Source organism: Streptococcus parasanguinis (genome assembly GCF_901875555.1).
In the GTDB taxonomy this organism is placed as follows: domain Bacteria; phylum Bacillota; class Bacilli; order Lactobacillales; family Streptococcaceae; genus Streptococcus; species Streptococcus parasanguinis_H.
The window spans coordinates 220,652-233,128 of sequence record NZ_CABFMD010000022.1 but is presented as its reverse complement, the minus strand read 5'-3'; the positions used below and the strand labels follow the sequence as shown (position 1 = coordinate 233,128).

13 protein-coding genes are annotated in these 12,477 nt (G+C 41.3%); 3 read left to right on the top strand and 10 right to left on the bottom strand.

The features are described from left to right. Positions 1-307: 307 nt before the first annotated feature. From lysS to JX304_RS06105, 4 genes are all read right to left on the bottom strand, one after another. Entirely contained in the window at positions 308-1,798 is a 1,491-nt protein-coding gene (lysS, locus tag JX304_RS06120; RefSeq protein ID WP_205011713.1) for a lysine--tRNA ligase, read from the bottom strand. A gap of 259 nt (positions 1,799-2,057) precedes the next feature. Beyond that, positions 2,058-3,401, bottom strand: coding sequence for an ABC transporter permease (locus JX304_RS06115; RefSeq protein ID WP_205011712.1), 1,344 nt, complete (start codon positions 3,399-3,401; stop codon positions 2,058-2,060). After that, positions 3,401-4,096 (bottom strand): ABC transporter ATP-binding protein, encoded by a 696-nt coding sequence (locus tag JX304_RS06110; RefSeq protein WP_205011711.1) that lies wholly within the window; start codon positions 4,094-4,096, stop codon positions 3,401-3,403. Before JX304_RS06110 ends, JX304_RS06115 begins: the two co-directional genes overlap by 1 nt. Then, on the bottom strand, positions 4,080-5,237 hold the full coding sequence (locus JX304_RS06105; protein ID WP_205011710.1) for an efflux RND transporter periplasmic adaptor subunit: 1,158 nt from the start codon (positions 5,235-5,237) through the stop codon (positions 4,080-4,082). Before JX304_RS06105 ends, JX304_RS06110 begins: the two co-directional genes overlap by 17 nt. A 178-nt stretch (positions 5,238-5,415) precedes the next feature. On the opposite strand from JX304_RS06105, the gene gorA reads away from it, so the two are divergent. Further along, a complete protein-coding gene (gene gorA / locus JX304_RS06100; protein WP_205011709.1) occupies positions 5,416-6,765 on the top strand; it encodes a glutathione-disulfide reductase in 1,350 nt (449 codons plus the stop codon). Between the two features lie 192 nt (positions 6,766-6,957). Here gorA and JX304_RS06095 read toward each other — a convergent pair whose 3' ends face one another. Both JX304_RS06095 and JX304_RS06090 read right to left on the bottom strand, forming a co-directional pair. Continuing rightward, the gene (locus JX304_RS06095) at positions 6,958-7,689 is read right to left on the bottom strand and encodes a cyclase family protein (protein ID WP_205011708.1); all 732 of its coding nucleotides are present in this window, start codon (positions 7,687-7,689) and stop codon (positions 6,958-6,960) included. A gap of 170 nt (positions 7,690-7,859) precedes the next feature. Further along, positions 7,860-8,075 (bottom strand): YdbC family protein, encoded by a 216-nt coding sequence (locus JX304_RS06090; protein WP_205011707.1) that lies wholly within the window; start codon positions 8,073-8,075, stop codon positions 7,860-7,862. A gap of 90 nt (positions 8,076-8,165) precedes the next feature. Between JX304_RS06090 and JX304_RS06085 the strand changes: the two genes are divergently transcribed. Then, positions 8,166-8,498, top strand: a complete 333-nt coding sequence (locus JX304_RS06085; protein ID WP_205011706.1) for a hypothetical protein — start codon at positions 8,166-8,168, stop codon at positions 8,496-8,498. Between the two features lie 15 nt (positions 8,499-8,513). Here the strand turns inward: JX304_RS06085 and JX304_RS06080 are convergent, their stop codons facing one another. Next, the gene (locus JX304_RS06080) at positions 8,514-9,800 is read right to left on the bottom strand and encodes a peptidase U32 family protein (RefSeq protein WP_205011705.1); all 1,287 of its coding nucleotides are present in this window, start codon (positions 9,798-9,800) and stop codon (positions 8,514-8,516) included. Between the two features lie 94 nt (positions 9,801-9,894). After that, positions 9,895-10,824 (bottom strand): peptidase U32 family protein, encoded by a 930-nt coding sequence (locus tag JX304_RS06075; protein ID WP_205011704.1) that lies wholly within the window; start codon positions 10,822-10,824, stop codon positions 9,895-9,897. A gap of 129 nt (positions 10,825-10,953) precedes the next feature. On the opposite strand from JX304_RS06075, the gene JX304_RS06070 reads away from it, so the two are divergent. Beyond that, positions 10,954-11,244 (top strand): DUF3270 family protein, encoded by a 291-nt coding sequence (locus JX304_RS06070; RefSeq protein WP_205011703.1) that lies wholly within the window; start codon positions 10,954-10,956, stop codon positions 11,242-11,244. A 374-nt stretch (positions 11,245-11,618) separates the two neighbouring features. On the opposite strand, the gene JX304_RS06065 is transcribed toward JX304_RS06070, so the two are convergent. Further along, positions 11,619-12,077 carry a YtxH domain-containing protein gene (locus JX304_RS06065; protein ID WP_205011702.1) on the bottom strand — a complete coding sequence of 153 codons (459 nt, stop codon included), beginning with the start codon at positions 12,075-12,077 and terminating at the stop codon, positions 11,619-11,621. Between the two features lie 14 nt (positions 12,078-12,091). After that, entirely contained in the window at positions 12,092-12,475 is a 384-nt protein-coding gene (locus JX304_RS06060) for a DUF948 domain-containing protein (RefSeq protein ID WP_205011701.1), read from the bottom strand. Positions 12,476-12,477: the final 2 nt, after the last annotated feature.

Below are 12,477 nucleotides of genomic sequence, written 5' to 3'. Positions count from 1 at the left end.
GGAATTATTGAGAGTAAAACAGTTTGGGAAACTGTTTTAGCCTGAGCCCAGAAATTAAAGAGCGAAGGGGCTCAATACAAATTGAACAAGGGCTGCGGATTGTGTCAAAAAGATAAGTTCTCCTAGAATCGAAAGATTCTGCGTTAAACTTCCTATTTTGACTTTATCCACAGACGCCCTCTGTATCTTAATTTAGTCATGAAACTTCGTAGAAGTTCGCTGATGTCCGTACTCACCTAAGGAAAGTTTTTTAGAAGACTTTTTCTTCAATCTGATACACTGATCGCAAGATCAGTGTTTTTTTAGCTTATTTCATAGTTGGGAAGAGAAGAACGTCGCGAATCGTTGTTACATTGGTCAACAACATAACGAGGCGGTCAATACCAATTCCAAGTCCACCTGTTGGTGGCATACCATATTCGAGGGCTTCAACGTAGTCATAGTCGATGCCTGTTGCTTCGTCATCTCCCAATTCTTTCGCACGCGCTTGCGCTTCAAAACGTTGCAATTGATCGATCGGATCATTCAATTCCGTGAAGGCATTCGCATACTCTTTGGTCATGATGAAGAGTTCGAAACGGTCAGTGAAGCGTGGGTCTTCTGGATTTTTCTTAGCCAAAGGTGACACTGCTACTGGGTGACCAAAAACAAAAGTTGGTTGCGTCAAGGTTTCTTCAACAAATTCTTCGAAGAAGGCATTGATAATTTGTCCCACTTCTGTGTAGTGTTTTTCAACTGGTACATGTTTTTCGTTTGCAAGTGCTACAGCTTCTTCAAAGGTCATGTCTTGCCAGAAATCAACACCTGTAATTTCCTTAATCGCATCCACCATGTGAATCCGTTTGAATGGTTCGTTGATCTTGATTTCTGTTCCTTGGTAGTCGATTGGACCATCACCATGGACAGCTTTAGCAGCATGTTGGATGATACCTTCTGTTAAGTCCATGATATCGTGGAAGTCAGCGTAAGCTTGGTAGACTTCGATCGAAGTGAATTCAGGGTTGTGAGTGGCATCCATTCCTTCGTTACGGAAGATCCGTCCGATTTCGTAAACGCGTTCCATCCCACCAACAATCAAACGTTTCAAGTGAAGCTCAGTCGCGATACGAAGGACCATGTCAATGTTTTGTGCATTGTGGTGAGTGATAAATGGTTTAGCAGCCGCACCACCAGCTTCATTGTGAAGCACCGGTGTTTCCACTTCAAGGAATCCTTGACCATCTAAATAACGACGAATTTCAGAGATGATTTTTGAACGGGTTACAAAGCGTTCGAAACTTTCACGGTTTGAAATCAAATCCAAATAACGTTTTCGATAGATGGTTTCAACGTCTGAAAGTCCGTGGAATTTTTCGGGTAAAGGACGAAGGGCTTTTGACAAGTGAGTGATATGAGTTGCTTTAATCGAAAGTTCACCCATGTCTGTGCGCATGATTTCCCCTTCAACACCAAGGAAATCTCCAAGGTCTGCTTTTTTGAAGATCTCGTAGTTTTCTTCTCCAACAGCATCCTTACGAACGTAAATTTGGATTTGACCTTCACGGTCTTGAAGATGGGCAAAGCCAACCTTTCCTTTTCCACGTTTGGTAACAAGACGACCGGCAATAATAGCTGTTTCGTTCAAGTCGTGGAGTTGTTCTTTATCTAATTCTGAATATTTTTCTTTTAATTGACCTGAATTTGCAGTGCGTTCGAATCGCTTTCCAAATGGGTCGATTCCTTGTTCACGAAGTGCCGCCATCTTTTCACGACGGACAAGCTGCTGGTCATTTAATTCTTCCATATGTTCAGTAGTCATTTGGACCCTCCTAAGTTATTCTTTCCTATTCTACCATATTTAGACCAGAAATTCACTAATATTTACCAATTAAACAAAAATATGATGGAAGAAGAAATGCGGTTTCCTGAATGAATACTCAAAAATATCTGAACACCGTCATTGACTGCTCAATCAGTTTAACCTGTATAAGGCAATATGATTGAAAAGGGTTCGACAAAAATACAAAAAAGGAGCGTGGTGAATCTTGATCCATTCATCCTGACTCGCTCCTATTTTTTTATTCATAACGCAGTGCTTCGATCGGATTTAACTTAGAAGCCTTATTTGCTGGTAAAATCCCAAAGATAATGCCTACAAAAGCAGAGAAAATAATGCTACCGATGGCGACGTTTAAGGAAATAATTGGTGGTCCTTCTAAGGAGGCTGCAGCAAGGGAAGTAATTAAGCTATTCACACCATAAGCAAGGCCAAGACCAATCAGCCCTCCAATGATGGTCAAGACCATAGATTCTATCAAAAATTGAACCAGAATCTTACCTCGAGTTGCTCCCAAAGCTTTGCGAAGACCGATTTCTCTCGTCCGTTCGGTAACAGAGACAAGCATGATATTCATGACTCCTATTCCACCAACTAAGAGGGAGATCCCTGCAATAGCACCGATCACTGTCGTCATAATTCCGAGCACTTTGTTGGTTTCCTCTAGGAAGCTATCCAAATTAAAGATTTGGAATTCCCCTTGGCGAACACCTGAAAGCTCTGTTAGCTTTTGAGCAGCTTCGATCCCAACAGATTTGATTTCTTTCACATTTGGAACGTGAACGACAATATTTTGAATCTCGTCTGTTCCAAATTCAGAAGCTAGTTGGGTATTGGCCATTAGGGCACTACCACCTGAAGAAGCTCCGTAAAGGGCTGTCCCCGCATTTGGATCTTTAAATACACCAACAACCCGATAATTGTTGTCTCCAACAGAGACCACCTGATTCAGCGGATTCTCAGATCCAAATAATTTTTGTGCTAACCCTTCATCCAGAAGCACAACCCGCGAAAAATTACTATAATCTGCAGGCGTTAATTTTCGGCCAGATAGGAGTTCCACCTTCTTAACAGAAAAATAGGTCTCATTTACCCCTTGGATATTCACCCCGTCTGCTTTTTTCTTTTGAAAAGCAATGGTTGCATTGGAGGTATTGCCAACATAGTAGCCATCGATCCCTTGAATCTTGGTTAATTCCTTGACCCAGGATTCTTGCACAACTGGTGGTGCTTCTTGTACTTGACCATCAATATCTTCAGCATTTTCTCCTTCTATATCCGATGGGGCTGCCATCCCTCTATCTTCGGCTGCAGGACCACTTTCGCCTCCGCCTCCACCTTCTCCAGTATCATCAGAAGGGCCGACATTAACCCCTGTCACATAACCACTCTTATTTGGAGAATAGGAGATTTGTACATATTCTTGGTCCTTAGTGAAGGTCTTGGTAACACCAGCTTTCATGCCATCTCCAAGAGCCATGATGACAACGACAGAAGCAACCCCAATAATAATCCCTACCATGGTCAAGAAAGACCGTAATTTATGGCTCATAATCGAGTTGATCGCAAATTTCCAATTTTGCATTAGGTCCCCCTTTCCAGCTTGCTATCTGAGGAGATCACTCCGTCACGAATGACGATGCGACGATGAGCAAAGGCTGCAATTTCTGGTTCATGCGTAACCATGATAATGGTCTTTCCTTCTTCATTTAGCTTGGTTAGTAAATCCATTATTTGCTCACCTGTCTTGGTATCTAAGGCACCAGTCGGCTCATCTGCTAAGACAATAGCTGGCTGATTGACGAGGGCACGAGCTATCGCAACCCGCTGTTTTTGACCCCCTGAGAGCTCTGAAGGCAAATGGTGCATGCGAGAATGGAGCTCTACCTTTTCAAGATATTGCTCAGCCAATTCCTTTCTTTTAGCAGGATGAACCCCTGCATAAATGAGAGGCAGTTCTACATTTTGAAAGGCATTGAGCTTGGAGAGAAGAAAGAATTGTTGAAAGACAAAACCGATCTGTTCATTTCGAACACGCGCTAATTTTTTCTCACTGAGGTTTCCAACTTCCTGGCCTTCTAGAAAGTACTCTCCACTGGTCGGGCGGTCCAACAGGCCAATAACGTTCATCAAGGTTGATTTCCCTGAACCGGATGGACCCATAATGGCCACAAATTCTCCCTCTTCGACTTCTAAATTGATGTCTTTTAAGACACGAAGTTCCTGATCCCCATTTTTATAGGTCTTATTGATGCCTTTTAGTTCAATCAATTTTGTCATATTTTCCGATCTCTTTTCCATCTTCCAGTTTCTCATTAGGATTCACAATAACTTGAGCATCTTTCTTCAAGCCTGACAAGATTTCCTGGTTTTCAGCATCGGCGTCACCAAGCGTCACTTTTACTTTCTTAGCCTTACCATTTTCGACCGTCCATACATAACTCGTATCTCCATCAGCCATGACACTTGTCACGGGAACAAGGGGATGTTGAGTAGAACTTTTGACTTCAATATTGACAGAAAAGCCTTGTTTGAGTTCCCCAATCTCACTGGTAATATCTACTGTGAATGGGTACTTGGCTCCACCGCTTCCTTGTGTTCCACCTGTTGCGTTGGCACCTGCTTGACCCGCGTCAGTCGGATAGTTGGCTACATACGAAATCTTTCCTGTCCAAGTTTTATCTGGATAAACTTTGGAAGTAAGGACCACTTCCTGACCCTCAGAGATATTGGCCAAATTGTATTCAGACAATTCTCCTTTGACTTGTAAGTGACCGTTGCTCACAATATGTACCAGAGTTTGATTGGTACCCGTGGTTGATTTTGAAACATCTTTATTGACTTCGACCACGGTACCATCTGTATTACTCTTGACTGTTGTCGCATCCAGAAGCGCCTTAGCCTTGTTCATATTATCGACCGCGTCAGACTTGGCATCTCGTAAATCACTAGCTTGAGAATCAACAGTTCGTTGGGTCTGTGAAGCTGACTTGGCATCTGCTTCTTCATCTCCTGTCGTATCAATAGTCACACCATTTGTCAGTAAATCATTTAACTGACGATCTGCCTTATTGACAGCACGAACGGCGGCATCATAAGCTGTTTGGGCCTCCGTACTGCTATACTGAACGATTGGCTGACCAGCCGTCACTTGATCTCCTACATTGACCAAAATCGACTGCAAATCCCCTTTGGTCCCATCAAAATAGACATACTGTTCCTGATTGGCAGTAACCTTCCCAGTTAACAAGACAGAAGAAGCGATCGATCCATCCTTGACCGTTTGCACCATTGGAGTTTCTTTCGTGATTGCTTGATCAGAAGTACTTGGATGTGAAAACATCATCACACTGCCTGTTCCAATCATCGCAATTGCTGCGCCTGCAGCTGTAAAAAGTTGCCATTTTTTCAATTTCTTCATCGTTTTTCTCCATCAAAGAAAGCGTTTTATTCTATACCATAGTATACCATATTTCCTTGCTTTTCTATCTAAAATTAACACGGAAAATGAAATTAAAATGCTTGGTATTATGCTAAACCCTTGACTTTTGTAACAGTTGATATTACAATCAAACTGAAATCCCATTTAGGAGGAAAACATGAAAGAATTTGATATTATTTCAATCGGTGGAGGTAGTGGAGGAATCGCTACGATGAACCGGGCTGGGGAGCACGGAGCACGCGCTGCTGTCATCGAAGAAAAACAATTGGGGGGCACCTGTGTCAACAGAGGATGTGTGCCTAAAAAGATTATGTGGTATGGTGCACAAATCGCAGAAGCTATTCGCGATTATGGACCAGACTATGGATTTACTTCTGAACAGACCAAATTTGATTTTGCAACCTTAAGAAAGAATCGCGAAGCCTATATAGATCGTTCTCGGAATTCTTATGATGGTAGTTTTAAACGCAATGGAGTCGAATTGATTGAAGGGCGTGCTCGTTTTGTGGATGCTCATACGATTGAGGTCAATGGAGAAAGGATCCATGCCAAGCATATCGTAATTGCGACTGGAGCCCATCCTCATATTCCTTCTGTTCCTGGAGCAGAATTCGGCGAAACTTCTGATGATGTCTTTGCTTGGGAAGAACTCCCTACATCTGTTGCCATTATTGGGGCAGGCTACATCGCGGTGGAACTAGCCGGTGTGCTCCACCATTTAGGCGTTCAAACAGACCTCTTCATCCGAAAAGATCGGGTTTTACGTCGTTTTGATTCCTATATTGTCGATGGCTTAATGGAAGAGATGGAAAAACAAAACCTCCCACTTCACAAACATAAGGTTCCCATGAAGCTTGAAAAATTAGCAGATGGTCGTGTGAAGATCTATTTTGAAGATATGACCAGCCACGTGGCTGAACATGTCATCTGGGCAACAGGACGAAAACCAAACGTCCAGGATCTCAATTTGGAAGCTACAGGTGTCACCTTAAATGAAAAAGGATTCATTGCAGTGGACGAATACCAGAATACAGTTATTCCAGGAATCTATGCCCTTGGCGATGTCACAGGAGAAAAAGAATTAACCCCTGTCGCTATTAAAGCTGGACGCACTCTTTCTGAACGACTATTCAATGGAAAAGTCGATGCCAAAATGGATTATACAAGTATCCCGACCGTTGTCTTTTCTCACCCTGCTATCGGAACGGTTGGCTTAACGGAGGAAGAAGCCCAACAAACTTATGGAAAAGAGAATATCAAAGTCTATACTTCTCAATTTGCTTCCATGTACACCGCTGTAACCCAACACCGCCAGCAAGCAAAATTTAAACTCATCACTGCAGGACCAGAAGAAAGAGTCGTTGGCCTTCACGGTCTTGGATATGGAGTGGACGAAATGATCCAAGGATTTGCCGTTGCTATCAAGATGGGAGCGACAAAAGCCGATTTCGACGCTACCGTTGCCATTCACCCAACTGGATCAGAAGAATTCGTAACCATGCGATAAAAAATAAGAGGCTGGGACAAAAGTCCTAGCCTCTCATAGTTTTTGGATTGTCGAGCAAGACGCAGTGGTTGAGTGGGCTCTACTACGCTGATTTCATCAGCTTTTACAACCCTACTCAACTGTGCGGAGGTGGGACGACGAAATCGAATTCTAACGAATTAACGATTTCTGTCCCACTCTCTTTTTCTTAGCTTATGGTAAGATGGCAATGGCACGAACTGGTGAGCCAGTTGCCTTGTCCCAATGTGGGAAAGCAATCGAAATCAAAGCACCAACAGCTGGTACTTGATCCAATTGATTCAATACTTCTACTTGGTAGATGTTTTGTTCCAAGAGATAATATTCATTGACCAAACCATGTTCTGCTGCTGGAATACCCGCATCGGTATCAAAGGTTTCATGGCCTACTGCTTTGACATGGCGTTCATGAATCAAAAATTCTAGAGCTTCACGGCTCCATCCTGGACTTTGTTGAACCCCATTTTCATCAAGGTTACGCATGGCATCTTGATCTGGCCAACGTTTTGACCAATCACTACGGAAGGCCACAAAGGCCCCTTCTGCAATTTGTCCATGCTCTGCTTCAAAGTCTAAGATATCTTGTTTGCTCAAGATAAAGTTTGGATTGGCTGCAACTTCTTTCGATTTGTCGATGACATAAAGTGGCAAGAGAAGATCTTTGAGAGCAATCTCATCCAACCAACGACCACCTTCCACAAAGTGAATCGGCGCATCAATATGTGTTCCGTATTGCCCCACAACCGTGAATTTTTGAACATGAAAACCATCTTTGAGTGTAAAGAGGTCCTCTTGCTTCAAGGCTGGAAGAGCTGGAAAGTGTGGGCTATCGGCATTGATTTGGTGACTCAAATCCACCCATTTTTTAGCTTGCAACTCATTATAAATACTTAGTAAATCTGACATCTTTCTTCCTCCTGCTTATAGTTATACATTAAGCAATGAATGAATTCATTGTATCACTCTAGTGCTTGATAAACAAGGGTTTGGGGTAATCTAATATCTTTGATCTATCTATAGTTTTAACTTATATCGAAACACAAAAAGAGCGAGGACCAGTCCTCAACTCCTTTTGTCTATCCATTTTTAAAAGCATCTAACAGCACTTGAAATTCTTCATTGGTAAGCGTAATCCCCTTGCCCATCTTTGTATGATCGGGACTCCATGTCCGAAGGTCATACTTTGCAGGTGCACCGTTAAAACTTACACGGTTTAATTCTTTGGTCCAACCCTTGTCATTTTCTGACAAGACCAGTAGATGTTCTTCGATTTGGAATGAAAATTCTGCCATTTCACGACTCCTTTCTTGCCTTCTCATCTCTATTATTCGTAAATCATTTACAAAATCGTTGAAATTATCTATAATATATTGTATCAAGTTATGGAGAATTTAGCTATGAAAAAATTTCTCGAGATCGTTAAAGACCGAGCAAATGAATTTTTCAATGGAAAAGTCAGTACCCCTGCCCCATTAGAAGATGAGAGAATTATTGAAATCATTCAACAAGCATTGCGAAAAAAACAAGGGGTTCATGTTATTTTTTCAAACAAGAGTTTTACAGGCGATATTGTCAAATATGACCAAGATCGCCGACAACTGATCGTGAAAAATTTTAAAAAGAGTATGTCCACGATTATTCGGATTTCTGAGATCCAGAAAATCAGTTTGGTCCCAAATAATATTCGCATCGCCCAACAAAAAGGAGAGGTTTAACCCTCTCTTTTTTTGTTATACTCGAACAGTTTTACTTGCGCCATCTTTTGAGTAAAGATTGATCAAACCTTCTTGACAAGAACGGATCATATCTCCTGGTTTGACTTCCTGTGGAACGGTGATGGTAAGGAGTTCCATCGGATTTGGTGCACGATCAATTTTAACACCGTCTTTATCGTGCAAATCCTGAATATGGCATTCAAAATGACGGAAGCCAGGTCCGTAGAATTCCACTTGATCCCCTTCATTTATGACATTCCGTTGACGAATGGTCGCAACCATGGTAGATGGATCAAAGTCTACGACTTCTCCTACAAACTTATATTGAGGAATCTTTCGACGTGCTCCAAACAATTGTTCATTTTCGGTAGGTGTTTGGTAGTAGAAACCAGTCGCCAACTCACGTTGAGCCACCTTCCACAATTCATTGATCAAATCATCCTTGATAGCATAAAAGGCTTCTGGACTTTCCATATAAGCATCACAAGCGGCCTTATAACAGTTGGCAACCGTTGATACATAATGGACTGATTTCATCCGACCCTCAATCTTCAAGCTGTCAACTCCATTGTCAATCATATCAGGGATATGTTCGATCATACACATATCCACAGCTGACATAGAGTATTCTTCTGGGATTTGGCCTTTGATACTCTTACGTTCTTGGCCGAATGGCATGTCGTAAAGGTCGTATTTCCAACGGCAAGATTGGGAACAGCCACCACGATTGGCATCTCGGTCAGACATGTGGTTGGAAAGCGTACACCGTCCTGAATAGGAAATACACATGGCTCCATGCACAAAGGCCTCAATCTCAAGGTCTGTACGCTTACGGATCTCAGCTAACTCTTCCATGGACACCTCACGAGCCAAGACGACACGAGTCAAGCCATATTCTTTCCAGAAATGGAAGGTTTCTACATTGGTCGCAGAAGCTTGGGTAGACAAGTGAATATGAAGACCTGGCGCATAGGTTGAGCAGATTTCAATCAAGGCCGGGTCTGATACGATCACAGCATCCAGTCCCATATCCCGCAATTCGCGGAACCACTCACCAGCTCCTTTTTCATTTCCTTCATGTGTCACCATGTTCGAAGCTACGTGTACATCCACTCCACGGGCATGAGCATATTCAATTCCTTCACGGAGCTCATCCATGGTGAAGTTTCCGGCACGACTACGTAAACCATAGGCTTGTCCACCAACGAATACAGCGTCTGCCCCATAATTAACGGCAACTTTTAATTTTTCTAAGGTTCCAGCAGGTACCAAGACCTCTGGACGTTTTTTTGTATTTGTCATGTTTTCTCCAATTTACAAGATTGTCGATTTATGAATCGCCTCTTCGTTCCCTGAAAAAGGAAAACTCACAAACGAAGAAGCCCTAGTTTTTTTATTATTTTACACGATCTGGTTCATAATCATAGAAACCAGTATCCAAACCACGATTAGCTGGATGCAATTTGCGGATTTCTTCTTCAAACAGATAGGCTTGATCCTGTGTAAATGTTCCTTTTTGGATCAAATCACGGGCTTTGATAAAGTATTCTGTAATCTTGACAAAGTTCTCACCCGGACAGTAGACACCATCCAGTTTCCAATGATCATACCCATGCTCAACCAACTCAGAGAGCTTGGTCATCATATCCAAATCATTGTTTGAAAAAATATGTGTTCCATGCTTGTCTTCGTAGACAGAGTAATGGGAATCCGGATCTCCCGGCTCCGCTAGGAACAAATCACGCTCCTTGGTAACCGATTCTTCTGTCTTGATAAAATTATAATAATTGTGAAGCAAAGGACGCTTCGAATGGTGAATAATGCTAGCACCGTAAACCAAGACTTCAGCCGGTATCTGTAAATTTTCTGCCATCACAAATAGTTCGGCAGATGGAATCTCACGGGCCAAAACAGCTTCAGAAGCTCCTGCTTGTTTTCCCCAGAAATTAATCTGGCGGCTAGAAGTGACCATGGTAGAGGCATCATAAATAGTTTTAAACGGATAGCCGTCACGCTTCAGGACATAAAAAACGCCCGCATCTCCGACAGTAATATAATCAGCCTGAATTTCCTTCAGAAAATCTAAGAAAGGCTTGATTGAATCCATCATCGATTGGTGCATGAGTGCATTTACAGCCACTGTCAATTCTTTGCCAGCAGCATGGACTAATTGGGCAATTCGATTTATTTCGTCATAGCTTAAAGTTTGAGGCAATCGTAATCCGTAGTCTTTTTCACCGACATAGATTCGGTCAACCCCTGCATTGATCAGGGCTTGCGCTTGCTCAACACTCTCTGCTGTTGCTGTAATTATAATATTTTTCATAGAACCATTATAACAAAAATTCCGATATTCTAGAAAAATTTATTCATTTTGTAAAATTTGTAACATTTTTGTAACATTTATATACCTGAATTCATGATAGAATAATAGAGTACTGTTAGGAGAGAGAAAATGCCCGTAAGAAATTTAAGACACTATGGTGAAGAATTCGATTATATCGAATTAACCAAACAAACCCAAGAAACCCCTATTCAGGACTATGCTCCTGAAGTTGAACCCGCACCTCAATTAAGTGAATTGCTATATTTTTTAAATATCGCTATTTTCTGTGTGTTGACGGTTGTATTTAGTTTTATCTTTTTAGCAACGAAAATGAATACCTTCTTCGCCTTTGCTTTAGCGATTGGTTCTAGCTTTGCTAGTATTCAAGGATTCCGAATTTACTACAATAAACGAAAATAATAAAAATCAGGTTCGCCTGATTTTTTTATTTTAGTCGAATTTTTTTAATTCCTAAGTTGTCAAATTAAGTTAGACTTTTCATGTAACTCAGAAAAACTTGGTATGGTGTTTGATAATTCAAAGGCTTCCTAGGGATTCTATAAGAATAAATACTTTTTACGAGTTAAAGTTATTCAACCATCTATTGAAACTTTCCGCCGTGAGAAAAGTGCCTGAAACATAATTGTTTCAGGCACTCGGGAGTTTTGAAACTTTAGATTCAAAACTAAGTCATGGAACTTCTTTGAAGTTCGCTGACGTCCGTACTCACTTAAGGAAAGTTTCTAAGATGATTTTGTCTTCAATCTGAAATGAGGCTCACTGAGCCTCATTTTTTATACTTCTTTTGTTTCTTCTTCAGCTGCTTTTTCAAGATCTTTTTCATCCAAGTCTAGCACGATGTCTTCTGATTCTGTTTGTTTGCGAATGGATTGAACCAAGTCATTTCCACTTAGATTTTCTTTTTGAAGTTTATCCTTAAATGAGTGATAGACTTCTTGAGATTTTTCAACCACATCTTGCGTTTTTTCTTTGACAGATTCCAAAACAGTTCCTGTCGTAATTTCTCCAGATCCAACTTTTTCTTTTGTTTGTTGGATCACTTCTGCAGCTTGTTTTGAAACATCCTTAGCAGTTTGTTTAACTGATTCATGTACTTCTTGAGGATCTTCTTGATAATCTTTTACGAAGCGCACCACTTTTTTAGTAACTTTCTTTCCTTGCTCAGTTGATAAATAGTAGGCTGCTGAAGCACCTGAAATGACCCCAATTAATAAACTAGATAAACGTCCCATATTCTTCCTCGATTCTATTTAAATAATTTTGAAGCCATCTGAATCGCTTTTAATCCGATAGAGGCTTTCACTGTTTTTCCACCAGCTGATACAGCTTTGGAACCTAATTGACGAGCTTGATCATTCAAATCTGAAACTGACACGGAAAGATCTGCTACGGCTGTAAATAGCGGGTCAATCGTTGCAACTTTTTGATTCAAATCATCTGTTAAAACATTGACTTTTGCCAATAGATCATTGGTCTGATGCAAGGTGACATTGACATCTGATGTCAACACTTGAATCGTTTTTTGCGTCTCATCTACAACTTTTCCAATCTTTGAGAGGAAAAAAATCATATAAATGACAAGCGCTACTAAGGCAAGGCCTAGGAGGCCGTATACGATTTCAATAAACATAT

Bases quoted from the DNA above. Each gene is read 5' to 3' on its own strand.
- JX304_RS06085 (WP_205011706.1), top strand. From the start codon at position 8,166: ATGGAGAATTTAGCTATGAAAAAATTTCTCGAGATCGTTAAAGACCGA.
- JX304_RS06080 (WP_205011705.1), bottom strand. From the start codon at position 9,800: ATGACAAATACAAAAAAACGTCCAGAGGTCTTGGTACCTGCTGGAACC.
- lysS (WP_205011713.1), bottom strand. From the start codon at position 1,798: ATGACTACTGAACATATGGAAGAATTAAATGACCAGCAGCTTGTCCGT.
- JX304_RS06070 (WP_205011703.1), top strand. From the start codon at position 10,954: ATGCCCGTAAGAAATTTAAGACACTATGGTGAAGAATTCGATTATATC.
- JX304_RS06095 (WP_205011708.1), bottom strand. From the start codon at position 7,689: ATGTCAGATTTACTAAGTATTTATAATGAGTTGCAAGCTAAAAAATGG.
- JX304_RS06075 (WP_205011704.1), bottom strand. From the start codon at position 10,824: ATGAAAAATATTATAATTACAGCAACAGCAGAGAGTGTTGAGCAAGCG.
- gorA (WP_205011709.1), top strand. From the start codon at position 5,416: ATGAAAGAATTTGATATTATTTCAATCGGTGGAGGTAGTGGAGGAATC.
- JX304_RS06065 (WP_205011702.1), bottom strand. From the start codon at position 12,077: ATGGGACGTTTATCTAGTTTATTAATTGGGGTCATTTCAGGTGCTTCA.
- JX304_RS06060 (WP_205011701.1), bottom strand. From the start codon at position 12,475: ATGTTTATTGAAATCGTATACGGCCTCCTAGGCCTTGCCTTAGTAGCG.
- JX304_RS06115 (WP_205011712.1), bottom strand. From the start codon at position 3,401: ATGCAAAATTGGAAATTTGCGATCAACTCGATTATGAGCCATAAATTA.
- JX304_RS06090 (WP_205011707.1), bottom strand. From the start codon at position 8,075: ATGGCAGAATTTTCATTCCAAATCGAAGAACATCTACTGGTCTTGTCA.
- JX304_RS06110 (WP_205011711.1), bottom strand. From the start codon at position 4,096: ATGACAAAATTGATTGAACTAAAAGGCATCAATAAGACCTATAAAAAT.
- JX304_RS06105 (WP_205011710.1), bottom strand. From the start codon at position 5,237: ATGAAGAAATTGAAAAAATGGCAACTTTTTACAGCTGCAGGCGCAGCA.